22 protein-coding genes and 4 pseudogenes are annotated in these 23211 nt (G+C 67.7%); 7 read left to right on the top strand and 19 right to left on the bottom strand.

Features of this window, described 5'->3' with window-relative positions:
• Nucleotides 1-263: 263 nt before the first annotated feature.
• The 13 genes and pseudogenes from ACFFC4_RS14745 to ACFFC4_RS14685 all read right to left on the bottom strand — a co-directional run.
• Nucleotides 264-878, bottom strand: a pseudogene (locus ACFFC4_RS14745) (site-specific integrase); the annotation flags it as partial.
• A 155-nt stretch (nucleotides 879-1033) separates the two neighbouring features.
• Nucleotides 1034-1225: pseudogene (locus ACFFC4_RS14740) on the bottom strand (site-specific integrase); the annotation flags it as partial.
• A gap of 12 nt (nucleotides 1226-1237) precedes the next feature.
• Nucleotides 1238-1435, bottom strand: coding sequence for a hypothetical protein (locus ACFFC4_RS14735; RefSeq protein ID WP_375502159.1), 198 nt, complete (start codon nucleotides 1433-1435; stop codon nucleotides 1238-1240).
• A gap of 105 nt (nucleotides 1436-1540) precedes the next feature.
• Entirely contained in the window at nucleotides 1541-2596 is a 1056-nt protein-coding gene (locus ACFFC4_RS14730; protein WP_375502157.1) for an IS110 family transposase, read from the bottom strand.
• 260 nt (nucleotides 2597-2856) lie between these two features.
• Nucleotides 2857-3703, bottom strand: a pseudogene (locus tag ACFFC4_RS14725) (relaxase domain-containing protein); the annotation flags it as partial.
• Between the two features lie 82 nt (nucleotides 3704-3785).
• Nucleotides 3786-4406, bottom strand: coding sequence for an RES family NAD+ phosphorylase (locus ACFFC4_RS14720; RefSeq protein ID WP_375502155.1), 621 nt, complete (start codon nucleotides 4404-4406; stop codon nucleotides 3786-3788).
• Nucleotides 4403-4972, bottom strand: a complete 570-nt coding sequence (locus tag ACFFC4_RS14715) for a DNA-binding protein (protein WP_375502153.1) — start codon at nucleotides 4970-4972, stop codon at nucleotides 4403-4405. The genes ACFFC4_RS14720 and ACFFC4_RS14715 overlap by 4 nt, the downstream gene beginning before the upstream one ends.
• A gap of 107 nt (nucleotides 4973-5079) precedes the next feature.
• Nucleotides 5080-6582 carry an N-6 DNA methylase gene (locus ACFFC4_RS14710; protein WP_375502151.1) on the bottom strand — a complete coding sequence of 501 codons (1503 nt, stop codon included), beginning with the start codon at nucleotides 6580-6582 and terminating at the stop codon, nucleotides 5080-5082.
• Nucleotides 6575-7021, bottom strand: a complete 447-nt coding sequence (locus ACFFC4_RS14705; RefSeq protein ID WP_375502149.1) for a PIN domain-containing protein — start codon at nucleotides 7019-7021, stop codon at nucleotides 6575-6577. Before ACFFC4_RS14705 ends, ACFFC4_RS14710 begins: the two co-directional genes overlap by 8 nt.
• The gene (locus ACFFC4_RS14700; RefSeq protein ID WP_375502147.1) at nucleotides 7022-7882 is read right to left on the bottom strand and encodes a hypothetical protein; all 861 of its coding nucleotides are present in this window, start codon (nucleotides 7880-7882) and stop codon (nucleotides 7022-7024) included.
• 94 nt (nucleotides 7883-7976) lie between these two features.
• The gene (locus ACFFC4_RS14695) at nucleotides 7977-9614 is read right to left on the bottom strand and encodes an SWIM zinc finger domain-containing protein (RefSeq protein ID WP_375502145.1); all 1638 of its coding nucleotides are present in this window, start codon (nucleotides 9612-9614) and stop codon (nucleotides 7977-7979) included.
• Between the two features lie 82 nt (nucleotides 9615-9696).
• On the bottom strand, nucleotides 9697-10830 hold the full coding sequence (locus ACFFC4_RS14690; RefSeq protein WP_375502143.1) for a restriction endonuclease subunit S: 1134 nt from the start codon (nucleotides 10828-10830) through the stop codon (nucleotides 9697-9699).
• A 110-nt stretch (nucleotides 10831-10940) separates the two neighbouring features.
• Nucleotides 10941-13703 carry a DEAD/DEAH box helicase family protein gene (locus ACFFC4_RS14685; RefSeq protein WP_375502141.1) on the bottom strand — a complete coding sequence of 921 codons (2763 nt, stop codon included), beginning with the start codon at nucleotides 13701-13703 and terminating at the stop codon, nucleotides 10941-10943.
• Between the two features lie 79 nt (nucleotides 13704-13782).
• Between ACFFC4_RS14685 and ACFFC4_RS14680 the strand changes: the two genes are divergently transcribed.
• From ACFFC4_RS14680 to ACFFC4_RS14670, 3 genes are all read left to right on the top strand, one after another.
• Nucleotides 13783-14289, top strand: coding sequence for a DUF6933 domain-containing protein (locus ACFFC4_RS14680; protein ID WP_375502139.1), 507 nt, complete (start codon nucleotides 13783-13785; stop codon nucleotides 14287-14289).
• Between the two features lie 122 nt (nucleotides 14290-14411).
• Nucleotides 14412-14666, top strand: coding sequence for a type II toxin-antitoxin system Phd/YefM family antitoxin (locus tag ACFFC4_RS14675; RefSeq protein WP_375502137.1), 255 nt, complete (start codon nucleotides 14412-14414; stop codon nucleotides 14664-14666).
• Nucleotides 14663-15103, top strand: a complete 441-nt coding sequence (locus tag ACFFC4_RS14670) for a type II toxin-antitoxin system VapC family toxin (RefSeq protein ID WP_375502135.1) — start codon at nucleotides 14663-14665, stop codon at nucleotides 15101-15103. Before ACFFC4_RS14675 ends, ACFFC4_RS14670 begins: the two co-directional genes overlap by 4 nt.
• 730 nt (nucleotides 15104-15833) lie before the next feature.
• On the opposite strand, the gene ACFFC4_RS14665 is transcribed toward ACFFC4_RS14670, so the two are convergent.
• Genes ACFFC4_RS14665 through arsM form a run of 3 tightly spaced genes read right to left on the bottom strand, consistent with a single transcriptional unit; the run spans nucleotide 15834 to nucleotide 18339 of the window.
• A complete protein-coding gene (locus tag ACFFC4_RS14665; protein WP_375502133.1) occupies nucleotides 15834-16232 on the bottom strand; it encodes an arsenate reductase ArsC in 399 nt (132 codons plus the stop codon).
• Nucleotides 16229-17383 carry an ACR3 family arsenite efflux transporter gene (gene arsB / locus ACFFC4_RS14660; RefSeq protein ID WP_375502131.1) on the bottom strand — a complete coding sequence of 385 codons (1155 nt, stop codon included), beginning with the start codon at nucleotides 17381-17383 and terminating at the stop codon, nucleotides 16229-16231. The genes ACFFC4_RS14665 and arsB overlap by 4 nt, the downstream gene beginning before the upstream one ends.
• A complete protein-coding gene (gene arsM / locus ACFFC4_RS14655; RefSeq protein ID WP_375502129.1) occupies nucleotides 17380-18339 on the bottom strand; it encodes an arsenite methyltransferase in 960 nt (319 codons plus the stop codon). Before arsM ends, arsB begins: the two co-directional genes overlap by 4 nt.
• A gap of 86 nt (nucleotides 18340-18425) precedes the next feature.
• Here arsM and ACFFC4_RS14650 point away from each other — a divergent pair, with 86 nt between their 5' ends.
• Nucleotides 18426-18782 carry an ArsR/SmtB family transcription factor gene (locus ACFFC4_RS14650; protein WP_375502127.1) on the top strand — a complete coding sequence of 119 codons (357 nt, stop codon included), beginning with the start codon at nucleotides 18426-18428 and terminating at the stop codon, nucleotides 18780-18782.
• 25 nt (nucleotides 18783-18807) lie between these two features.
• Here the strand turns inward: ACFFC4_RS14650 and ACFFC4_RS14645 are convergent, their stop codons facing one another.
• A complete protein-coding gene (locus ACFFC4_RS14645) occupies nucleotides 18808-19035 on the bottom strand; it encodes a hypothetical protein (protein ID WP_375502125.1) in 228 nt (75 codons plus the stop codon).
• A gap of 3 nt (nucleotides 19036-19038) precedes the next feature.
• Nucleotides 19039-19960 (bottom strand): annotated as a pseudogene (locus tag ACFFC4_RS14640) (cation diffusion facilitator family transporter).
• 71 nt (nucleotides 19961-20031) lie between these two features.
• Here ACFFC4_RS14640 and ACFFC4_RS14635 point away from each other — a divergent pair.
• From ACFFC4_RS14635 to ACFFC4_RS14625, 3 genes are read left to right on the top strand one after another with little or no spacing between them, the layout of a single operon-like run.
• On the top strand, nucleotides 20032-21432 hold the full coding sequence (locus tag ACFFC4_RS14635; RefSeq protein ID WP_375502123.1) for a ferric reductase-like transmembrane domain-containing protein: 1401 nt from the start codon (nucleotides 20032-20034) through the stop codon (nucleotides 21430-21432).
• 19 nt (nucleotides 21433-21451) lie between these two features.
• A complete protein-coding gene (locus ACFFC4_RS14630) occupies nucleotides 21452-21928 on the top strand; it encodes an FMN-binding protein (protein WP_375502121.1) in 477 nt (158 codons plus the stop codon).
• The gene (locus ACFFC4_RS14625) at nucleotides 21928-22761 is read left to right on the top strand and encodes an FAD:protein FMN transferase (protein WP_375502119.1); all 834 of its coding nucleotides are present in this window, start codon (nucleotides 21928-21930) and stop codon (nucleotides 22759-22761) included. The genes ACFFC4_RS14630 and ACFFC4_RS14625 overlap by 1 nt, the downstream gene beginning before the upstream one ends.
• Here the strand turns inward: ACFFC4_RS14625 and ACFFC4_RS14620 are convergent.
• The gene (locus tag ACFFC4_RS14620; protein WP_375502117.1) at nucleotides 22744-23187 is read right to left on the bottom strand and encodes a hypothetical protein; all 444 of its coding nucleotides are present in this window, start codon (nucleotides 23185-23187) and stop codon (nucleotides 22744-22746) included. The two genes, ACFFC4_RS14625 and ACFFC4_RS14620, sit on opposite strands and share 18 nt — an antisense overlap.
• Between the last annotated feature and the right edge of the window lie 24 nt (nucleotides 23188-23211).

The raw sequence follows: 23211 nt of genomic DNA, 5'->3' as shown, positions 1-23211 counted from the left end.
TGGCGGGTTCTCACAGAGCTTCACGCGATGGCTCCTCACCGTTCGGGACCGACACACCGGTCACCACGATCAGGAACCCGACTTACACCACTCGGCGGGACTCTCCCCACGCCACGGCGAGACACGACGAGCCGGCACCTCGATCTAAAGCCAGACCCGGCAGGGCCGGCAGACGGTTCGCGAGCCAGCCCGTCGCACCTCTCGGACGCTACGACTCACGCCGTATGTCCACCGTTGAGTCTCAATCAGACGGTTCTTGCGCGTCAAGTCGACAGCGATCTGACGTTGTCGCGGGGCTGGCCGTTCGAAACGGTGTAGGCATCCGCGGCGGCGCCGAGACGGTCGGCGACGTCATCGAGGCGGTCGTCGAAGAGGTGGCCGTACTGGTCGAGCGTCATCGTCGCGGACTTGTGACCGAGCATTTTCTGCAGAACCTTGATGTCGGCGCCGGCGGCAATGGCCAGGCTGGCGGCGGTGTGACGTAGCTCGTGCGGGTGCAGGCCGGGAATCCCGATTTCCTCGGCCGCGCGGTCGAACGCGGCGTGACGGAAGATCGGTCCGCGCAGCGCTCCTCCGCCGCGGACACCGGCGAAGACGAGGTCGTTAGGTGCGTTGCCGCGCACGTGCTCGGCGAGCTGGTCGACGAGGAAGCGTGGGATCGGCACCTCACGCTTTTCGCGACCCTTGGGCGTCCCCCACACTTGGGTGGCGCCCACCAGCGTCACTGACTCGGCGATCATGGCGCGGCGGCGCAGAAAGTCGATGCGGCGTACGCGCAGGGCCGCCATCCCGCCGAAGCGGACGCCGGTGTACGCGAGGAACAGCACGATGAGCCGGTACTGATCGTTCTGCCGCTCGTCGAGACGTCGGTGCTTGCTCGGGCTGGCCGGCCCGGCGGCAGCGCGGGCGAGCTCGTGTACCTGCTCATGGGTGAGGTACCTCTACTCGCGCGACTGCGGGCGTGGCAACTTGATGTCCGTTTGGGCGGATTGCGCAGCAGTCGCCCGTGACGGACCGCGAGCGCCACGATGAGAGAAAGCACCCGGTGGATCTTGCGGACGGTCGCGGGTTCGGCGTTGCGGCTGAGTTTGGTGACCCACGTCTGCACATCGGCGTGCGTGACATCGGCGAGCGTCGTCGTGGCCCAGCGCGGGTGGATGTGCTTGCGCACGATGCCGGCGTACCGCTCACGGGTCGGCGGCTTGAGGTGCGCTTGCCCGGCCAGCCACCGGTCGGCTCACTCCCCTACGGTGACCCGCGATCGCGCCGGGTCGATGTAGGAGCCGGACAGCTTGGACGACTCGATAGTGGTCAGGTAGCGCTCGGCATCGACGCGACGGTCGAAGGTCTTGGTGCGCTGCTCACCGCCGGGGTCGCGGTAGCGCACGTACCACCGCGACCGTCCGTTGCGGGTTCGCCGCTCGACACTCGCCATGATTTGTCACCTCCTCGTGACTACGACGCCTGCAGCCGGGCTTCGAGCGCCTCCCGGGCGAGCTCGGAGATCGTCTTGCCTTCGTCACTGACGCTCCTACAGATGTCAAGTGGTGATGGCGGCGTAGTCGGCTCGCAGGGCTGTGAAGACTTCGCGGGCAAGGTAGCGCTTCTGGCAGCGGATGATGTCGGGCATCGTCTTGCCTTGGGTGGTGCGGCGGGTGGCGTAGGCGCGGCTGCGTGGGTCGTAGCGCAGCCGGACGACGACGGCGATGTGCAGGGCGCGGTTGCCGGATCGGTCGCCGCCGCGGTGCAGCCGGTGGCGGTTGGTCTTGCCGGACGAGGCGGGGATGGGTGCGACGCCGCAGAGGTGCGCGAAGGCGGCCTCGGAGCGCAGCCGGTCAGGGTTGTCGCCGATGGCGATCAGCAGCGCGGAGACGGTGTCGGGCCCGAGCCCGAAGATCGCGCTCGTGGCCGGTGCGGCGGCGGCGGTGAGGGCGTCGAGCTGCTTCTTCAGTGTGCGGGCTTTGGTGTCAAGAGCGCGAGCCCGGGTGGCGATCGAGCGCAGCGACATCTTGGCGGCCTGGACGGGGTCGTGCAGGCTCGTCGTGTCGGGCCGCAGGCGCAGGCAGGCGTTGATGAGTTCGGCCGTGGACAGGGCCCGCAGCTGCCCGCGCAGCGGCTCTGGTGCGGTCACCAGGACGGCCTGCAGGGTGTTCGCCGCGGCCGTTTTCGCCTTCACTGCACCGGTTCTGGCGACCCGAAGCATGCGGATCGCCTCGATCGGACCGGTCGCGAGCTTGGGTGCGCCGCTGGCGTTGCCGGCCAGCACGGTGCGGGCGGCGGCTTCGGCATCGATTGGGTCGCTCTTGCCCCGCTGACGACGAAGGCGCCGGTCCGGGCGCGGCACCTCGAGCACGTCGACGCCGTGCTCGTGCAGATGGCGGGCCAGCCCGGCGCCGTAGGCGCCAGTACCCTCGATGCCGACGGACTGCACCTGGCCGCGCTTGCGCATCCAGCTCAGCATCTGGGCATACCCGGCTGGCGTGGCGGCGAACTGCGCGTCGTCGAGCAGCCGGCCGTGCAGGTCGAGCACAGCCGCGTGGTGGGTGCTGGCGTGGGTGTCCACGCCGCCGATGATCTGTCGCTTCGTGCGGGCCATTTGGTGGTCCTGTCTCTATCGGTGAGTTCACCGTCGTCGTGGACAGGCCAGTGATGGGCCGCGGTCGGAGCACGCTCCTATGAGGTCACACCGCGACGACGAACTCAGCGTGGAATCGGGCGACGATGCTGGCTGGCGAGGCCGACAGGTCCCGCGAAAGGCACCACACTGCGGCCAGGAAACTTACGGGTCAGACCACGCCCGCCAACACCGCCACCATCATCACTGGAAATTTCTAATACGGTGTCCCACCCAGGACTACGTGACGCGGCTGCGCGATCCGCCTCGTGCTCGGCGGCGGCGCGGACGGCCAGCCACGACGCGCGCTGTTCGCGGTTCAGGGCCCACAGCTCGCGGGCCGTGTCGACGACGTGGTCCGGGTGAGCGCGCAGGGTCGGTTCGGCGCGCAGGGCAGCGACCTTGTCCGGTGGGGCGTCGGCCCAGGCCCGCCGATCCCACGCGCGGCGCAGTCCCGGGCCCGGCTTGGCGTACGGATTCGCGGCGCGCCACTGCGCCTCGTACGTGTCGAGGTGACGCGCGATCTGAGCCGCTCGAGCGCTGAACGGACCAACGAACTCGACGAAATCGACGACCTCTCCGCTGCTCGGGTCGAGGGTGAATCCGTGCTCGGCGAGCGCCTGCCGGAACGCTGGATCGGTCATCATCGCGGCGTGCCCGATGCCGTTGATTGCGTCGATCGAGTCCCGGACGCCGACCGTGTGCAGCCCCCGCCATTGTCCTTTGGTGAGCACTCTGGCGTTGATCTGCAGGTGCAAATGGCTGCGGATCGCCCGCGCGCGAGGTGTGGTGGCGCACTCTCACCGCGTCGATTTCGGTCACCGGGACCTGGATCTGACCCCCACGCGGGCCAACGCGGGTAGTCGAATGCTGCGCCAACCAGCCGATGATTTGCTGCGCGGCGGTGTCCTGCGCCGCGTCCTACGCGACTGAAATATCGGGGTGTAATTCGGCAGCTAATGACCATGACTTCGGTCCGTTCACCGTCACTTCGACGAAGCGGACCGCGTTTTCGTCACACCACCCGCCAATAACAGCCAACAATTGGCGTAGAAATGCGCGAAGGTCACCCGTCCGGGGTGACCTTCCTACCGATATTGGTAGCATGCGTGCCGTTATATGGTAAAGGCTAGGGAATAGCTGGCTATTGCTGAAAAGCGACGGGCGGTGATCAGACGACGCGATAAGCAAGCTGGCTGGCTGCGGCGAGCAGGTGGCCGCGCAGGCCGGGGTGGTCGAGCGGCAGGCTGAGGCGAGGACGGTTGGGGAAGCTGTTGGCCGCGTGCGTGAACAGGGTGACGGCGTCGCTGCCGGTCAACGACGAGTGATGCCAGAGCCCGTCGAGGTCGGGACGAGCCGTATGTACGGCCCGGGCCCAGGCGCGGCAGTGATCGCGCCGACCGGTGTTGATGGCGTACGAGGCGCCGGCCTGGATCGGCCAGCTACCGGTGAGGTCCAGCAGGGTGAGTTCGCGAGCCGGCGACCAGGCCGTCACGTACGGCGAGCCGCGGCGAGTGTTGATGACGCGCGTCTGCTGGAACACCTCGGCGAGCGTGGTCGGAACGCTCAGCGCGGCATAGCTGACTCCGCGGTCCTGCGCCCGCGCTGGCACTTCGTGTGGATCGAATCGCATCGTCGGAGCGGGTCCCCAGTACCGCAGCTCGTTCCAGGGGACGACGTGGCCGCCGCTGGTCCGATGGACTCGCCAAAGGACGGTCTCGACCGAGATGACACGCAGATCCTCGGGCTGGAACTGCAACTCCCCCGGGTCGGGAGGGAGCGGCAGTTTCACCACTCGTCGAGGTGCTCGAGCAACCCGACGACAACACGGACGTCGCCGCCACCGAGCAACCACTCGCGTGGGCTTGTCGGCTCGTCATCCACGGTCAGGCCTGCGCTCGCGGTGAACATGAACCCTGCAAGCTCGAGCGGGTGCAGGTCGGCCGGGAGCGCGGCGAGTACAGCTCGGAGGCCGGGGATCGAGTCGTGACGATGGAACTGCCAGGTTGGTAGCCGAAGGCCGCCGCCGATCTTGAACGCGTAGAGCGCCCGGTCGCGCACGCGGTGCCGTACACGGGAACCATCGACCATGAGCAGCTTGGCAGCCTGCTCCACCGACAGCGACTCGCGGGTCTGCTCAGCGAGATTCGACGACGACGATTGCAGAGTCGCCCTGCGCACCGACACGTCATCGCCGACCGGCGACGTGATTCCGCCGTGTTCCTGCAGCAGCGACTGCTCGGCCTCGGTGAGCCGACTCGCGGACGAGTCCGGCGCCGCCTGCAGGTCGCGCGACAGCGCATCGACGAACTCGTCCTCACCGACACCGAACGGTGCCAGCACCTCGATCAACGTCATCGCGAACCTCCTATCGCACACTATACGGCGTCGCCGATAGCCGTGCGGTTTAGGTGCCGTAACGACGATCCGCCCGCTATTTGGCGGTGGCGGCGCCGTCGGCGGAGCTAGAGACCGGTGGATGCTTGCTCGTCGGGCAGGTCGGGTCTGGCTGCCCGCGCTTCCAGCGCGGCGGCGACGGCCTCGAACTCGGCGAGTGCGGCGGTCAGGTCCTCGACGATCTCCCGGGCGATGACCTCCGGAGCCGGCAGGTTGTCGGCGTCTTCGAGGGACTCGTCTCGCAGCCAGGTGATGTCGAGGTTGACCTTGTCGCGGGCGATCAGCTCGTCGTGGGTGAACGACCGCCACCTCTCGGACTCGGTCCGCTCGTCTCTCGCCTTGCCGGGCAGGTAGGACGAGACGAAATCGTCCAAGTCGTCGCGGCGCAGCGGATTCTTCTTGAGCGTGAAGTGCCGGTTCGTCCGCAGGTCGTAGACCCACAGCCGTTGCGTCCACGGCTGCTCGGCTGCGGGCTTCTTGTCGAAGAACAGCACGTTGGCCTTGACGCCAGGCTTGTAGAAGATGCCGGTCGGCAACCGCAGCAGGGTGTGGAAGTCGAACGCGGTCAGCAACTTGCGGCGCAGCGTCTCGCCGGCCCCGCCCTCGAATAGCACATTGTCGGGCAGCACGACGGCCGCGCGGCCGTTGATGTCGAGGATCGTCATGATGTGCTGCAGGAAGTTCAGCTGCTTGTTGGACGTGGTGACGACGAAGTCCTGGCGGAAGATCTCGGCGCCGTCGTCGTCCCCGCCGCCGATGTCGGTGCTCGAGCTGCGACCGAATGGCGGGTTGGCGAGCACGACGCTGTACCGGTCACCCGGGTCGGCGATCAGAGCGTCCTTCTGGGTAATGAGCGCATCACCGGTGATCGACCCGAGCCCGTGGAGCAGCAGATTCATCGACGCCAGCCGGGACGTCGTCGCACCGATGTCGACACCGGAGACGTACCGCGTCCGCAGATGTTCGCGCTGCGGTGGCGTGAAGCCGGCCGCGTCGCGTGAGACGTGCGCATGCGCGGCGAGCAGGAAGCCACCCGTGCCGCATGCCGGGTCGACGACTCGGTCGTCGATCGTCGGCTGAACGACCTCGACCATCGTCTGGATCAGTGCGCGTGGCGTGAAGTACTGGCCCGCGGTCGACTTCGTGTCCCCGGCGCTGCGCTCGAGCAGTTCCTCGTAGGCGTCGCCGTTGACGTCGGCGCCGGCCGCCGACCAGTTCTCCTTGTCGATGTAGTCGACGATCAGCGTTTTGAGGTGCGACGGGTTCGAGATCTTGTTCTGCGCGCCGCGGTACACCGCGCCGAGCACACCGGGCTGGCTCGCGAGGCCGCGCAGGATGTGGTTGTAGGCGTCCTCGAGCGACTCACCCGACAGCCCGAGCAGCTGGTGCCAGGAGAGCTCGTCGGGCACCACCCGCTCCGGGTTCAGCCGACGGGTCGCGCGCTCGTCGGCCATCTTGAGGAACAGCAGGTAGGTCAACTGCTCGGTGTACTCGTACATGTTGACGCCCGCGTCACGCAGCACGTTGCTCCCGGCGACGAGCTTGGCGACGAGGCGACGCGAGTCAGACATTCGTCGCACCTTCCCAGAGGGTCAGCCCCGGGGCACCCACGTAGATCCCATCCCTCGCAATCAGCGGCAATTGCTTCGCAACAGCAGATGCAGCTACCCACCGATCCGCAGTGTGGATCTTGTCATGCAACGCGTGGCCGGCCCTCCGGCACGCTGCCGAGAGGGTGGCGAACGCATCAACGACCGAGCGATCGGCAGGGATGGTCGGGAACCGGTCGAGCTCAAGCATTGCCGACGTAGTCCTGCTCTCGCCCCACGAGCTGCCGCGGATCCCGGCTAGGACCTCTGCCTTGGTCTGGAACGAGATCACTACCCGTGCGCCGACCAAAGCCGCCCGCCACACCGCGACGGGACGTCCGCGCCGCTCAGCCAACTCCGGGGTGATGTAGAGCGCGCTAAAAATGTCGGTGTCGACGACGACGATGTAGTCGGCCGGCATCTACAGACCCATTGCGTCGAAGAACGCTTCGGCTTCCTCGTCGGTGAGGTGCAGGCTGGCCGCGGGGTCGGGGCCGGGCGCGCTCGCGAGGATGTCCTCGATGCTCACCGAGTCCGAGATCGTTCCGCCGTCCAGCGGGTTGGGCGCGGCTTCGATCGTGGCCCCGAGGATCTCCGTCAGGCGACCCTCGGAGTTGTGCGCCGGCGAGCCCACGACGGTTACGTAGTTCCCAAGCAGCCTTCCGGCCGCGGCGTCGTCGAGCACCTCCGGCAGTGCGACGCGGTGGCCGACGTCATCCCGGACATGAAGGCGGTGGGAGTTGAGGTTGGCCGAATAGAGCCAACCGACGAACGTGATCGCCTCTGTGTCCTGCTTCGTCGCGACCTGCCATATCTCGCGGTGAATGTCGACAGTCTTGAACGAGCGGCGCGGCCTACCGCCGACCCTGAACTCGACCTCTGCAGCAGCTTCCTGAAGCGATTCCGCCAAGCCCTTCGCAGCGAGCGATAGTGAGTCGCTGACCCAGTTCGGGCGCTGGTCGTCCGCGATCGACTCAACCAGCGCCTCGAACCTCTCGTCGAACGCCTGCTCATCAGGCAGGTCGAAATCCAGGGCGCCGTCGCCAGCGCCGGCACGGCGGGCGAGCACCGTCGTGCTGCCGGGAACGAGCCCGATCAGGAGCTTCGCCACCCGCTGAACTCGCGCAGGAGGGCGGCCGACCGCCTCGGCGTCGGTTTCGGTGCGACTGATCTTGGTCGCGACCTCCTTGAGGCTCAAGACGATCGCCAGGAGATGGTCAGCGTCCAGCTGTCCCTCCGGCGCGTTCGTACCTTTGAGATGAAACTCGAATTCTGCGCTCATCCGCGCTCACCTCCTCCAGTGGCCCACTGACGTCTCGCGCCAGGACCATTGTGCTGCACCCTTATTCGTACTGGCAGCCGCCGACAGTCTTGTGTCACCAGCCGCGCTCGGCGAAGAGCTTCATCAGGTTGCGTTTGCGCCGGTGCGCGTCGCGTACACCCGCGACGTACGGCGCGAACTGCTCACCGCGCCCGGCCGCGGACATCAGCCGGCCCACCCGCTCGATCGTCGCGACGGCGCTGGCGTAGGACTGGTTGTTCATCGCGCCGATCTCGCGGTCGACCTCCTCCCGCCAGATCGGGAGGGCGTCCTCGGGGTGCTCGGCCTCGCGCAGGCGGGCGAGTTCGAGCCATTGGTCGCGGCGGCACCCGCGGGCCTGAGCCTCGATCCAGGCCTGCCCCGGGTTGCCGTCGAGCAGGAGCACCGCGACGAGGGTGGAGTTGTCGGGCCCGTACCGGTCGCGTGACTTCGACGCGATGCGCTCACGTAGTAGCGCGAGAGCTTGGTCGTGCCGGTCCTGCCAGAGTCCGGCTCGCCGGGCGTGCTCGGCCAGCCGTTGATAGGTGTCGACGCCAGGTGAGCCTTCGTAGGCCGACCACAGCACGTTGACCGCCTGCTCGGGACGTCCGACGCGATGGTGCTCGTCTGCGACCAGCTCGACCAGGCGTTGGTCGCCGAAGCCGTGCAGCGACAGGCCTTTCAACGCCCACTCCAGCGCGTCCTCGTGCCGCTGCGCGTTCTGCAACGTCTCTGCGATCTTCACGAATTGATAGGCCGAGGACTGGTCGTGCGCCAGCACGGCGACCTCGGCGTCGACGTCCCCCGAAAGTTCGGCGAGGGTCAGCATGATCTGCGTCAGGCGGAATCGCCCGGAGGACCAGCTCCGTTCGTCCTCCGGGCCGAGCGGGGGCAGCTCATCCCATTCCTGCTGCGCGAGTCGCCGATACTCCGCCAGGCCCTCGTCGCCGAGCACGTCGGCGTAGGTGCCTACCGCGCCGTAGAAGATCTCCAGGTCACCCTCGTGCCGCTCGCGGTCGTAGAGATTGCGGGCCAGCGCGACCGGGTCGGGACGGGACGCGACGCAGGCGGCGAGGTGCAACTCGCGGATGTGCTCGGCAACCCCCGACATGCCGCCGTCGGAGTCGTCGATGTAGGCGAGTGCCTCCTCCGCCAGTTCTGCGGCGTGCTCTGCGAGCTGCACCACCGCGTCAGCGTGCCCGTCCTCGAGCAGCTGCCCGAGCGAGTCGAGCACCGAGTCGATCCCGCTCGTGTAGTCGTAGGCCTCGCGGTAGCTGATGAAACCGTCGGTCTCGAAGGCCGCCGCCAGGGCGTGGCGGAAGGCCGCGAGCGAGGGAGTGCCGACGGTGGTGCGGGCGGCGGCCATGCGCAGTCGCCCCTCGAAGAGGTCGTCGGCGGCGGCTCGCTCCTCGAGCAAATCGACCAGCGCGTCGTGGTCGAGGCCGCGTAGATAGGTCGCGAGGTCGACTTCCTTGCTCGGGTCAGCGCTCGGGGCCTCGTCCGCGACGACCGCGTCGGTGGCGACCAGCGCAACTGCGACCGCGTGCTTGCAGAATCGATCCTCGCCGCCCATCGGGCAGCTGCAGACGTACCCGGCTTCGTCGTCATCGCACCACAACTCGACCTGATAGTCGGCCGACCCCTGCACTGTCGCCGTCGCACCTTCGGACGTGGTACTCACCTTGCTGACCCGGCCCACGATCGCGTACTGCATTCCCCGCTCGCACGTCTGCCGCCCTCCCATTGCCCGGAGGCCCTGTTGGGCGAACGCGCGCCGGAATCCGCGGCTGACGCTGTCAGACACCGGCGACCTCCCGGTCGCCCGTCAGCCGCCCCGAGAACGCGGCGGCAAGCAGCGCACGCCGCAGCGCCATCGATCGATGAACACTCAGCGAAGCGGACGCAGCAAGTCGACGGGCTGATGCCTGCACAGCGTCATGTACAGCAATGAGTTGCCGCTGATGCTCGACAGGGGGAAGCGGAAGCGGAAAAGCCTTCAACTTTGTGCCGTTGACGTTCGCTTGGCCGACCTGTTGCGAGGCAACCGACCCAACATATGCGCGCCCCTGCGGACTGTTGATTGCGATGTTCGCCCAGCGGGGATCGACGGACTCCCGGAAGCGAACTCGAATCAGGTAGGACGCGAACGACGCGCGCGGACCGAATTCGTATACAGCGGACTTGCCGACCAGTTCGGCACTGTTCGTTCGATTAAACAGTAAGTCGCCCGGCGCAAGGATCAGCTTGGGGAACTCCGGGTGGGACGCCTCGAGGTATTTCAGACTGTCCCAGGCGATCTCGCCGTTCTTGAGATTCCCCATGCGGAGCACGGGTACAGGGGACGACGCACCTGCGCCATCGCCACACTTCGCGCTCGTGCCGTACTCCACGAATTCCGCCTCAGCCCCCACGGAAGTCATCGGCGACGATCGCGACGCCGCAGCAACCGCATGTGCCATCGACGACATGACCATCGCGGCTGAACGGCGGCGAGCGGCCACCAGGTCGGCGTTGGCGGCGTCGAGGCGGGAGAGGTGGTCTTCGAGGACGTCCACGATCCGCCGCTGCTCATCCAGCGACGGCACCGCCAATGGGATCGACCGGACGTCAGCGCCAGCGATGCCCGACTGGCCAGCAGTCGTTCTAATGCGCGGCTCGAGGTGTGACCTCACAGCGGGCGAGGACAGTTGATAGTTCGCAAAAGCGGGCAGGATCCGACTGGTATCCAGAACAATCCTGATCAACTTGTCGGGATGGATGAACGTACCGGAATGCACGGGCACAAGACCCGAGATTCCAACCAAGCCTCGACTGCCGTTGTACCTGGTCATGAGCAGGTCACCAGGATCGATCGAGAACTTACTGATCTGTTCAGGATCAAGCCCATCGACAAATCGCGAATCGTCGAGGTTGACCTGGCCGTCACGCACGGCCGAGATGCGAAGGATTTGAGAGCCCCCGGGTTCATCGGTCGGCCTACGAGCGAAGATTCCGTTTCGGATGGAAACTGCGAGGTTGCCGAGCGCAACTGTTGGCCAGGTCATGCGGTGAGTTCCGCATTGAGTTGGTCGATGAGGTCGGCAGCGCGGGAGCCGAGGTCGCGGAGGGCGCCGTCGGTGCCGCCGTTCTCGATGAACGGCGGTTGATCGAGGTCGGCAGCGCTGATACCGGCGGACGACGCGACCACCTGCACCATGCGGTCGAGCCACCAGCGCTCGGCGTCGGAGAACGTCACGCCGGCTTGCTTCTGCTGGGCCAACCACGCGGCGTACTTCTCGGCGACGCGGTCGGCATACGGTACGAGCGTGTCGTCCTCGCCGAGCGTGTAGCGGATCAGCGAGACCAGATCGGTCAGCGTGCGGCGCGGAGCATGACCGATCGACCGCACCTCGAGCGCGCCGTACGCGTTCCAGATGATGTCGGGCGTCCAGTTGTACGGCGGTCGCGAGATGCGGTCGGCGAGTTCTTTGATGTCGCCGAACGACACGCGCCGTTCGCGTGCTTCGGCGAGCAGCTGGATTGCGGTGATCTCCGAGCGGTGCTCGTCCAGGTACGCCCGCCACGACTCGACGACGGACTTCGCCTTGCCGGTGTCGACCACGCCGTGCGCGTCCAGCAGCACGTCTGCAGAGACCTCGTCGACCACTCGATCGTGGGCGCGGCGCAGTTCGAGGATGCGCGTGCGCAGATCGGGGTTGGCCGCGATCGGACGCACCGCATCGATGATCAGCCGCTGCCGTGCCTCGTCTGGATCAACGGCGTCCGCGAGGGCCTTGGCCTGAACGTCGGGGTCGACGGCGTCCACCAGGTGCCGGACGACGGCGCGTAGCGACCCGTCGGCCACGGCGTCCAGTTCGGCCCGCTCGTCGGGTGTGATCTGCGCTTCGAGGGCGGCCAGGCGAGAGGCGAGGGTCGCGGTCTCGTCCTCGGTGATGGTGAGGTTCGCGGCCTTCTCCAACAGCTTCGCCAGGCTGATCGACTTCTCGCGATTCAGTGGCGGCTCGACGAACGCGTGCTCGGTAACGCCAACGGCGTCCACCAGCACGAAGCGCACCTTCTCCTTAGCGTCCGGTGTGACGGCCTGGAAGTCCGCGCTCGTGATCGTGCGGGCGCCGCGTCCTTTCATCTGCTCGAAGTACTGCGGCGAGCGGACATCGCGCATGAAGAACACGCACTCCAGCGGCTTGACGTCGGTGCCGGTGGCAATCATGTCGACGGTGACAGCGATGCGCAGTTCGGCGCTGGTGCGCAGTGCGGCGAGTTGCTTGTCGGCGTCGCGGGCGTTGTAGGTGATCTTGGCGGCGAAGTCGTTGCCCTTGCCGAACACCTCGCGCGCCTGCGTGACGATCTCCTCGGCGTGCGCGTCGTCCTTCGCGAAGATCAAGGTCTTGGGCACGACTGAGCGGCCGGGGAAGATCTCGGTGAAGAGCCGGTCGCGGAATGTCTCCAGGACGGTGCGAATCTGATCGGTGGCGGTGACGGCGCGGTCGAGCTGGCGGGCGGTGTAGTCGAGGTCCACCTCCAGCGCCTCGTAGCGCTGCGCACGTGTGCGTCGGTCGACCTTCGGCACGACGGTGCCGGCCTCGATGGTCGAGCCCTGCTCGCTGATCTGGGTCTTGATCCGGTAGATCTCGAAGTCAACGTTCACGTTCTCGGCCACCGACTGCGGATAGGTGTACTCACTGACGAGGTTCTGCATGAAGAATCCGAAGGTCTGCTTGCCAGGCGTGGCGGTCAGCCCGATGACGTGGGCGTCGAAGTACTCGAGGACGCCGCGCCACTGGCCGTAGATCGAGCGGTGGGCTTCGTCGACCACGATCAGGTCGAACGTCTCCGGCGGGATGTTCGGCTGGTAGGCGACGGTCACGGGGTGTTCGGGCACCCAGCCGTCCAATGCGGGGTCGTCGTTCTCCCCGGGTTCCTCGTCACGTAGTGCCTTGAAGACCCGCTGGATGGTGGAGATCGCGACGCTGGTCGCTTCGGGCATCGGACCGTGGCTGAGCCGGTTGACGTTGTACAGCTCGGTGAACTTCCGGCCGTCGTCCGGGGTCTGGTAGTTCTCGAACTCGGCCATCGTCTGCTTGGCCAGGTTGTTGCGGTCGACCAGGAACAGGATGCGGCTGAACCCGCCGAACTTGAGCAGGCGGTAGGCCAGGGTGACGGCGGTGTAGGTCTTGCCCGCACCGGTGGCCATCTGGATCAGACTGCGGTCGTAGCGCTGCTCGCGCAGGCTGGCCTCGACACCGTCGATCGCCGTGATTTGCGCCGGGCGGAGCGGCTGCTCATCAAGCGGCGGCAGCTCGCGGACCTTGCCGCGCCACGTCGGGTGTTGTTCGTCCTTGTGCTTGAGGATGTTCGCGAGCGTGGACGGCTTGGGCACGTTGAAAATCCGACGCGCCCGCGGCTCGGGGTCGTAGCCGTTGGTGAAGTGGGTCTCGGTGCCGCTGGCCTCGAAGACGAACGGCAGCCGCCCGCCCGTCGTGAGCGCGGCGAGCTTGACCTCGGCCGGCAGCCCCTCGGCGTACTTGCTCGACTGCCACTCGACGCCGGACAGCGGGGTGCCTTCGGGCTTGGCCTCGATCACCCCGACGACGCGTTGATCGACGTAGAGCAGGTAGTCGGCGCGGCCGTGACCGGGCTTGAGCGTGACCTCGCGGACGGCGACGCCCTGCGTAGCGAACAGGTTCATGGCCTTCTTGTCCTGCACCGACCAGCCGGCCTCGGACAGCTGCCGGTCGATGAGAACGCGGGCGCGCGCTTCGGCCGCTACCCGGCCTGCGCTGTCCTCGGCACCCACGATCATGAGGTTAACGGTGCTGCCAGAGATCGGCGCGGCGCGCCGAACGCGCGTGTGCCTGATGCGGTCTCGTGGAATCCGGCGCTTGGCTACATTCAGCGCCATGATCGTGCGCTGCACCGCCAAGGCGCGGAGTCTCCTCGGCGTTCGGCAGCTTGCCGAGCCGGAGCACTCCCCCGACGACTGGTACCTGAACCTGCTCTGGTTCGACCGCCGCAAGTGCCTGCTGCTGGCGCACGTCGGCACGCTGTTCCCGGTGTTCGTCGCGGACGTGCGCAAGGCGGACCTGACTCCGCTCGACCAGTGGCTGACGAACGTGGTGCTGCGAGAGCTGAACGCCGAGAACCTGCCCGCTGCCGTGCTCGGTGAACTCGCGCCGCCGATCGTGCTGGCGAAGACCGCGAGCCGGCAAACGCTCGGCTTCATGAACGAGATGGCGTGGTTCGCCGAGTGTGCGATCGCCGACGCCGGAGGGCTGGCTCGGTGCGACATCGCGGAGCTTAACCGCGAGCAGCGGCGGATGCTGCACAACCGCGACGGCCGCTACGTCCGCCCGCTCGACCTCGTCGCCGAGCGAGTTGGCTCCGACTGACCACTTCTTCAGACGCCGCACGACCCCCGGCGTGGAACCGGGCGATCGCGCGGAACCGGTGACGGTCCAGTCAATATATGGCCATAATCGCTATGCTGAATGTAGCCACGAGAGGATGCGCGATGAACATCGGAGTTCGCGAACTCAGGGACGGACTGAGCCGACACCTGGCGCAGGTGCGAGCCGGGCACACGGTCACGGTCACCGATCACGGCGTGCCTGTCGCGCGCATCGTTCCGATCGGCGCCCCGAGCGCTCTTGAGCGGCTCATCGCGGATGGTTGGGTTACACCGGCGAAGCAACCGAAGCGGCCCGCTGGACGCCGCGTCAAGGCGGCAGGCACCGTCAGCGATCTTGTCGCTGAGCAGCGGCGTTGATCGCCTACTTCGACACCTCGGCACTTGTCCCGTTACTGATCGATGAGCCGGCCTCGTCAATCTGCGAGCGGCTGTGGGACGACGCGGACGATGTCGTCACGGTCCGGATCGCCTATGTCGAAGCGGCTGCCGCGATCGCACAGGCGCGCCGACTCCGACGGTTGACCCGATCTCAGCAACGTCAAGCGGTCGCCCTCCTCGACGAAAAGTGGGAGCAGCTCCAGGTCGTCGACATCGATGACATGTTGGTGCGGCAGGCCGGCACGCTTGCCGACGTACACAGCTTGCGTGGTTACGACGCGACGCACTGCGCGGGCGCGGAGTCGATCAACGACGCCGATGTCGTGGCGGCGAGCGGCGACCACCAACTGCTCGCCGCGTGGCGCGCGTTGGGCATGAGCACGCTCGACGTGAACGACCGCCAAAGCGACGCTTGACTGGCGGCCGTTGGCGCGTTCGAAAGGTCGAGTTGATCAAGCACCGACTGCCGATTCGAACGTCGATCTTGAAAGAGTTGATCTTCGCGGGTACACATCGGGTACACACCAGAACTGAAAACAGCAAATGTTGATCAACGACAACAAACGCATCTGGGCCAGCAAATCCGGGGGCTGCAGACACCTTCCAACGATCTTCAGAAACGCAAAAATAGCTCTCCGGAGGCGGTGGCGCAGGTTCGAATCCTGCCGGGGGCACCACGTCGCAGGCCCCGTATAGGTGGCCTGCAGTGCTTGGGAAACCTGAGAAAGGATCAACCGAAACCGGCTCAAGCAACACTGGGGCAACAGCATTCCGGCGCGCGGCGTCCATCCGGTCGGCCACCTCGTCGAGTCGGTCGCCAAAAAGGTATGCCCGTACTGATCCAGGGTCATAGCCGCCGAGGCGGGGCCGAGCATCTGCTGGACGACCTTCACAGCGGCGTACAGCGGTGGTTGCAGGGCGCTATGCGGGTCAGGGATCGTGCGATGAACCGGGCAGTTAGCCTGCCGCCGCTCGTCGTCATCTACGACCGCACTGAACGGAAGCAGGTGGCGGGTCGCGTTCATGCATCGTGATGTGCACGCCTCCCGGAATGGCTGCGTCGCCCGCGCCTCCGAGTTGGGCCGGGGCGACAGACCCTGTTGAGTCGCGCCCAACCACCGCCGTGAGCGTTTCTCGGCGATCTCTTCAGACAAGGCCGACCACAAGCGCGCTGATGCGGTCTGTGATGTCGTCGCGGACTGCGCGTACAACGTCGATGGGTTGGCCGGCGGGGTCGGTGAGTTCCCAGTCTTCGTAGCGTTTGCCGGGGAAGTAGGGGCAGGTGTCCCCGCAGCCCATGGTGATCACGACGTCCGCGCGGGAGACGGAGTCGGCGGTGAGGATCTTCGGTGTCTCGCCGCTGATGTCGATGCCGACCTCGCGCATCACCTCGATGGCGATCGGGTTGATCTGGTCGGCGGGTTCGGAACCGGCGGACCAGATCTCGACCTGGTCACCGGCCAGGTGCTGGAGCCAGCCGGCCGCCATCTGTGAGCGGCCGGCGTTGTGGACGCAGACGAACAGCACGATGGGCTTGTGGGTCATAGCGCTCCTTCGATCGGCTTCGGTGCAGCCTGACCGTGCGGTGTCGCGGCGGCAGCGGCGTTCGGGGCCGGTGTCGGGTAGTAGCGGCGGCGGATCCAGAGCGCAACGTAGACGAGCGCGACGAGCACGGGAACTTCGATCAAGGGGCCGACGACGCCGGCGAGGGCCTGGCCGGAGGTGACGCCGAAGGTGCCGATCGCGACGGCGATGGCGAGTTCGAAGTTGTTGCCGGCGGCGGTGAACGCCAGGGTGGTCGTCTTCTCATAGCCGAGGTTCAGGCGGCGGCCGAGGCCGAAGCCGCCGAAGAACATGACGGCAAAGTAGGCCAGCAGCGGGAACGCGATCCGGACCACGTCCCAGGGCCGGCTGGTGATGGTGTGGCCTTGTAGGGCGAACAGCACGACGATGGTGAACAGCAGGCCGTAGAGGGCGACCGGTCCGATCGTGGGCAGGAACCGGGACTCGTACCAGTTCTGACCTCTCGTGCGTTCGCCGATGGTGCGGGTGAGGTAGCCGGCGACGAGTGGGATGCCGAGGAACACCAGCACGGACAGCGCGATCGCGGTGATCGAGAAGTGCGCGCTGGTGGTCGACAACCCGAGCCAGCGGGGCAGGACCTGCAGGTAGAACCAGCCGAGTGCGGCGAACGCGATGATCTGGAAGACCGAGTTGATCGCGACCAGCACCGCGGCCGCGTCGCGATCGCCGCAGGCCAGTTCGTTCCAGATCAGCACCATCGCGATGCAGCGAGCGAGGCCGACGATGATCAGTCCGGTGCGGTAGGCGGGCAGGTCGGGCAGCAGCAGCCAGGCCAGGGTGAACATCAGCGCCGGGCCGATGATCCAGTTCAGCAGCAACGACCCGATCAGCAGCCTGCGGTCCCCGGTGACCCGCCCCAGTTGGGTGTAGCGGACCTTGGCCAGCACCGGATACATCATCAACAACAGACCGACCGCGATGGGCAGGCTGACCGAGCCGATCTGGACCTTGTCCAGGTCGCCGGCCAGCGCCGGGATCGCCCGGCCCAACCCGATGCCCAGTGCCATTGCGGCGATGATCCAGACCGGCAGGAAACGGTCCAGTATGGACAACCGTTTCAGGACCGGCGCGTCCGCGTGGGCGGTTGCGGTGTCGGTGACGACGTCGCTCACTGGCAACCGCAGCTTCCTGCGGCGTGTCCGGTTTGGCCGCAGCAGCTGGCCTTGGCTTCGGGCTCGCAGCAGCCGGGCATCTGCTCCGGAGTGCAACACGCGGCGGGTTTGGTGGCGTTGATGATCGCGCCGTGCATGCCGGGGGCGGCCTCGTGGGTGAAGGCGACCTCGGCGCCGGTGAACCCGACCGCGGCCAGCCCGTCGAGGTATTCGCTGCGGGACAGGGCGCCGGCGATGCAGCCGACGTAGGAGCCCCGCTCGGCGCGGTCGGCCGGGGTGAGGTGGTCCTCGGCGACGACGTCGGAGATCCCGATGCGACCACCCGGGGTGAGGACCCGGAACATCTCAGCTAGCACGGCCGGTTTGTCGGTGGACAGGTTGATCACGCAGTTGGAGATCACGACGTCGACCGTCTCGTCGGGGAGCGGGACGTCTTCGATGGTGCCCTTGAGGAACTCGACGTTGTCGATGCCGGCCTTGGCCTTGTTGGCGTTGGCCAGATCAAGCATCTCCTCGGTCATGTCGACGCCGTAGGCGTATCCGGTGGGCCCGACCCGGCGGGCCGAGAGCAGCACGTCGATGCCGCCGCCCGAGCCCAGGTCGAGTACCTTCTCCCCGGCTTTAAGGTCGGCGACCGCCATCGGGTTGCCGCAGCCCAGGCTGGCCGCGACCGCCTCGGCCGGCAGCTCACCCTGTTCGTCGGCGGAATACAGGCTCGACCCGAACGCGGCATCGACCTCGCTCCCGCCGCAGCAGGACGCATTCGCCGCCACCACATTACCAACCCTCCCGCCGGCCGGCTCGCTCGTCGCAGACACAGGGGCGCAACACTGGTCGGCGTCGACCACCTGCAGCGCGGTCCGGCCGCCGGCCGCGGTGACCGCCACGGCGGCCCGGGCGTAACGGGATCGGACCTGCTCGCGAACATCGGAATCGCGAACGTCGGACTCAGCCATGACCACTCCTTCTGATCGACACTCCTCGATGTATCGAGGGTGACCGACGTATCGACGGATGTCAATGAGCGTGGCAGACTGGTGGCATGCCCACCGCGACCGCGCCCGTGATCGACGACCTCGCCACGTGCTGCAGCCCCGTCACCGGCGGCGTCATGGACCTCGAGGCCGCCGAACGGTTGGCCCGGATCTTCAAGGCGCTCGGCGATCCGACCCGGGTGCGGCTGCTGTCGCTGATCGCGGCGCACTCCGACGGCGAGGCGTGCGTGTGCGATCTGACCGACCCGGTCGGGCTTACCCAGCCGACGGTGAGCCACCACCTCAAGCAACTCGTCGACGCCGGACTGATCACACGGGATCAGCGGGGCCGCTGGTCCTACTACCGTGTCGTGCAGCCGGCGCTGGATGCGGTCGCGGACTCCCTGCGCCGCCCGGCGACCTGACGCCGCGAGCGGTCGACCGAGGGTGTCAGCTGTCTAGGCCCTCGTGCTCGAGGCAAACGCCGGTGCTTGACGGATCCTGGTTCCTCGTCGGCGGATAGATCGCTTTGGAAGTGACGGGTGCCGCGGGATTTACATACTCCGCGTCGGTGTCGAGATCGATGCCGTTCAGGGCGATCGCTTCGGTACTGCCGAGCCTGCGGGCCACCGTGGCCGAGGCCGGCCCGCCATGATGTGGTACCTCGTGACGCTGCACCGCTCAAATACTGCGCGAAGACCACTGGAAGCTGCGCATCTCGGGCAGCCAAGCAGCGAGCAGGTCGGCCACGGCCTGACCGATGCGGTCCGACGCCGCGACGGTCGTGTAGGCGTCGACCCAGCCTTCGACCTCGACACGTAACGTGCGACCGGTCCAGCGAGCCCGGGCGTGGGCGTGCAGCACGCCGGGTACTTCGGCGGCGACGGTCTCGGCCGTCCGAATGACCTCGGGCTCGACACCGTCGTGCAGGCGATGCGCCACGTCGGAGGTGACTTCCCACCCACGTGACAGATGAAGCCGGTCACGACGACCCCGGCCACGGCGTCTGCCCACGGCGGAGCGAGCGCAACCGCGATCAGCCCGATCATCGCGCCGCCCGAGGGCAGCGCGTCGAGCCAGGAGTGTCGGGCGTCGGCGACCAACGTTGCTGATTTGATACGGGTGCCGACGCGCAGCTTGTACCGAGCCACGATCTGGTTGCCGACGATGCCGATCGCGGCGGCCCCGATACCCCAGCCCACCTCGCGCGTGCCGCTCTGGTGGACGAGCTTGTGGACGCTCTCGTAACCGGCGAACACCGCCGACGCCCAGATCACGACCGGGATGCCGATGCCGGCCAGTCCTCGGCCCGCTCGTAACCGTAGGTGTAGCGATCGGTCGCGCTCTTGCGGGAGGCGCGGAAGCCCACGAACACGGCCACCGAGGTCGACACGTCCGACAAATTGTGCAGAGCATCGCCCCGCAGCGCCACCGAGCCGGTCAGCAGAGCGATCACGAGTTCGACGATGCCGGTCAGGGCGAGCCCGACCGAGCTGACACTGAGCGCCCGATTGGCCTGACGCCGCTCACCAGCGTCGTCGACAACGGTCGGAAGCGGGACGCCGGCCACGGGGCGACCGCGACGTCCATGACGCGCACACAGATTCCTGAGAGCCACTGGAGAGGAACCCCGGCGAAGCTGGTGCTCACCACGAACGAAGAGAGCCGCCAGCCATGTCCACCACCCTGCGCCATCCTCGGGCTACGCCCACAGGGTTCGCGCCGGCACCACCCCGGCGGCGGCTGCTCGTCACACCGAACATGGCCCTTGCTGTCATTGCCGTCGGCGGCGTGGCCGTCCTTGGCCTGTGGTGGCAGGACACGAACTTCGTCTATGGCCTGGGTGGCTGGCTCACCAACGCCGGCCGCATCACGGGCCTGGCGGCCGGCTACGCGATCCTGGTCGTCCTCTCCCTGATGGCGCGGGTGCCCGCTCTCGAGCGGGGCGTCGGCGCCGACCGGCTGGCCCGGTGGCACGCGGCAGGCGGCCGCTACACCGTCGGCCTGGCCGTCGCCCACACCCTGCTGATCATCTGGGGTTACGCGGTCACCGCGCACACGGACGTGATCTCGCAGACGAAGACACTCGAGCTCACCTACCCCGACGTCCTCATGGCCACTGTGGCTCTCGGGCTGTTTCTGCTCATCGGGGTGACCTCGGCACGGGCCGCGCGCACCCGGATGCGCTACGAGACCTGGCATCTCGTGCACCTCTACACCTACCTGGCCGTCGGCCTGGCGTTCAGCCACCAGTTCGCCACCGGCGCAGACTTCACCGACACCCGCGTCCAGGTGCTGTGGGCGGGCTTCTACACCGCCGTCGGAACCCTGCTCGTCTGGTTCCGGGTGATCACACCACTGCGCAACCTGTCCCGGCACACGCTGCGTGTTCTGGCCGTGGTGCCGCACGGTCCCGGCGTGCTGTCGGTCGTGGTCGGCGGCCGAAACCTGCCGCGCCTCGACGCGGAACCCGGACAGTTCTTCCGCTGGCGCTTCCTGACCCGCGAGCTGTGGGGCGCCGCGAACCCGTACTCTCTCTCGGCCGCACCCCGCGGCGACCAGCTGCGCATCACTGTGAAGATCGCCGGTGCCCACAGCCACGCGCTGGCCCGGCTGCGACCCGGTACCCGCGTGCTCGCCGAAGGCCCGTACGGGGCGTTCACCGGCGACCACGCCCGACGCTCACGGGTCGGCCGGCGCACGGGCAAGGTGCTGCTGATCGGGGTGGGCATCGGCATCACGCCGATCCGCGCCCTGTTCGAGACCATCCCGGCGGCACCCGGCGGCATCACCCTGCTCTATCGGGCGCGGCAGGGCAGCGATCTTGTGCTGCGCGACGAGATCGAGCACATCGCGGCCGTCCGGGGCGCCCGGGTGCACTACCTGCTCGGCTCGCGAACCCGCGCGGGCGCCGGACACCTGGCGCCGGCGCAGTTGCTGCGCCTCGTCCCCGACCTCACCGAACACGAGGTCTACCTCTGCGGGCCCGACGAGCTGATCGGTGAGCTCGCCCGGGATCTGCGCAAGGCCGGCGTCGGTCGGGCGGCCATCCACTTCGAGTCCTTCACCTTCTGACCCTCACGAGAGCAACCTGATGAAACGCCTGATCCTGTCCGTCACCGGCACCATCGCCGGGGTGATCGCGCTGCTGTCGTTCAAGACCCAGGCGCATCCGCTCGCCAACGCCGCCCCGCTGCCGTCGGCGGCGCTCGGGGAGCAAAGCACCGCCCCGGCGACCACTACCCCGACGACACAGACCCCGACGACCGCCCCTACGTCCAGCGCGGCGCCGACGACCCGCACCTACCTGGGCTCGTCGATCACCACCCGCTACGGCGTCATCCAGGTCAAGATCACGGTGCGGGACAAGAAGATCACCGACGTCTCCTTCGCCCAGCTCACCGCGTTCGACGGGCGATCAGAACAGATCAACTCCCACGCGGCGCCCCAGCTGCTGCAGGAAACCTTGAGCGCGCAGTCGGCCAAGATCGACACCGTCTCGGGGGCCAGCTACACCAGCGACGGCTACCGCCAGTCGTTGCAGTCGGCGCTGGACAGGGCAGGCATCTGATGACGGCCGGCTCGCCCACCGACATCCGGTTCCCCCGTGCTGCGGCGCGGGTCGACACGCCGCCCCCGCTGCGGCAGGTCGAGAAATGCATGGGCACGGTGTTCTCGTTCCAAGTGGCCACCCCCGGCCTCACCCGCGGTGCGCTGCTCCCGGTACTGGCCTGGCTGCACGACATGGACGCGCTGTTCTCGACCTATCGCCCGGACAGCCGGATCAGCCGGATCAACGCCGGCGCGCTCCGTGTGGCCGATGCCGACGACGAGGTGCGCCACGTGCTCGCGGAGTGCGAGCGCTATCGCGAACTGACCGACGGCTACTTCGACGCCCGCGCCGGCGGACGGCTGGACCCATCCGGCTACGTGAAGGGCTGGGCCATCCGGACCGCGTCGGACATGCTGAGCGCCGCGGGTTCGACCGACCACTGCGTCAACGGCGGCGGCGACGTCGCGTGCGTCGGCCGGCCGGCCCCGGACCGGCCGTGGCGCATCGGCATCGCCGACCCGCACCGTCCCGGCGACACCGTGCGCACCGTGACCGGCGACGGGCCGATCGCCGTCGCGACGTCCGGACTGGCCGAGCGCGCCGCGCACATCGTCGATCCGCACACGCACCGCCCGGTGACCGAACTCGCGTCCGTCACCGTTGTGGCTGCGGACCTCGTCACCGCGGACGTCTATGCGACGGCGGCGGTCGCGATGGGCGCCGAGCGGGGGGTCGACTGGCTGGGTCGGCAACCGGACATGCTCGCCACCCTGGTCACCGCCGCCGGCGCGGTCGTCGACGTCCCGCCGCGCCGCACGGCGACGACCGACAAGTTAGTCGACGCGGGCTGACCGGCCGCTGCGCGCACGCAGTGGCAGCCAGACTGCTAGGCCCATGACGGCCATGGCCAGCGGGACGTGCACCGCGGTCAGGGTGTCGTTGCCGTCGTCGGTGATCCGGCCACCGATGTAGGCCTCGACGAACAGCGCGACCGCCAGCACGGCGGTGCCGATCACCAGGTCCCGGCGGTGGCGCAGCCAGACCAGGGCAGCCACGAAGGCCAGAACGGTGAGGACGATGGTCACCTCGGCCCCGCGGGCGTGGACGTTCACCCACTTGTCGGGGCGGTGCTCGCCCTCGAGGAAGATGCCGGCCCAGAGCCCCTGGAGCAGGACCCCGAGCGTGGCGAGCCCGATCAGGATCGCGTAGACCGGGTTGCCCCGCGCCGGTGCGGACGACGGACCGGAGGTGCGGGCGGACGTGGAATTCTGGGTCACGGTCTACTCCTGGCTTCGGGGGTG

It is taken from the genome of uncultured Jatrophihabitans sp., from assembly GCF_964244045.1.
Lineage (GTDB): Bacteria > Actinomycetota > Actinomycetes > Mycobacteriales > Jatrophihabitantaceae > Jatrophihabitans.
This window is presented reverse-complemented; position numbering and strand designations above follow the sequence as displayed.

Coding starts and splice junctions, on each gene's coding strand:
- ACFFC4_RS14735 (WP_375502159.1), bottom strand. CDS start 1,435: ATGGCGAGTGTCGAGCGGCGAACCCGCAACGGACGGTCGCGGTGGTAC.
- ACFFC4_RS14730 (WP_375502157.1), bottom strand. CDS start 2,596: ATGGCCCGCACGAAGCGACAGATCATCGGCGGCGTGGACACCCACGCC.
- ACFFC4_RS14715 (WP_375502153.1), bottom strand. CDS start 4,972: ATGACGTTGATCGAGGTGCTGGCACCGTTCGGTGTCGGTGAGGACGAG.
- ACFFC4_RS14710 (WP_375502151.1), bottom strand. CDS start 6,582: ATGTCTGACTCGCGTCGCCTCGTCGCCAAGCTCGTCGCCGGGAGCAAC.
- ACFFC4_RS14705 (WP_375502149.1), bottom strand. CDS start 7,021: ATGCCGGCCGACTACATCGTCGTCGTCGACACCGACATTTTTAGCGCG.
- ACFFC4_RS14700 (WP_375502147.1), bottom strand. CDS start 7,882: ATGAGCGCAGAATTCGAGTTTCATCTCAAAGGTACGAACGCGCCGGAG.
- ACFFC4_RS14695 (WP_375502145.1), bottom strand. CDS start 9,614: ATGCAGTACGCGATCGTGGGCCGGGTCAGCAAGGTGAGTACCACGTCC.
- ACFFC4_RS14685 (WP_375502141.1), bottom strand. CDS start 13,703: ATGATCGTGGGTGCCGAGGACAGCGCAGGCCGGGTAGCGGCCGAAGCG.
- ACFFC4_RS14675 (WP_375502137.1), top strand. CDS start 14,412: ATGAACATCGGAGTTCGCGAACTCAGGGACGGACTGAGCCGACACCTG.
- ACFFC4_RS14665 (WP_375502133.1), bottom strand. CDS start 16,232: ATGACCCACAAGCCCATCGTGCTGTTCGTCTGCGTCCACAACGCCGGC.
- arsM (WP_375502129.1), bottom strand. CDS start 18,339: ATGGCTGAGTCCGACGTTCGCGATTCCGATGTTCGCGAGCAGGTCCGA.
- ACFFC4_RS14650 (WP_375502127.1), top strand. CDS start 18,426: ATGCCCACCGCGACCGCGCCCGTGATCGACGACCTCGCCACGTGCTGC.
- ACFFC4_RS14635 (WP_375502123.1), top strand. CDS start 20,032: ATGTCCACCACCCTGCGCCATCCTCGGGCTACGCCCACAGGGTTCGCG.
- ACFFC4_RS14630 (WP_375502121.1), top strand. CDS start 21,452: ATGAAACGCCTGATCCTGTCCGTCACCGGCACCATCGCCGGGGTGATC.
- ACFFC4_RS14625 (WP_375502119.1), top strand. CDS start 21,928: ATGACGGCCGGCTCGCCCACCGACATCCGGTTCCCCCGTGCTGCGGCG.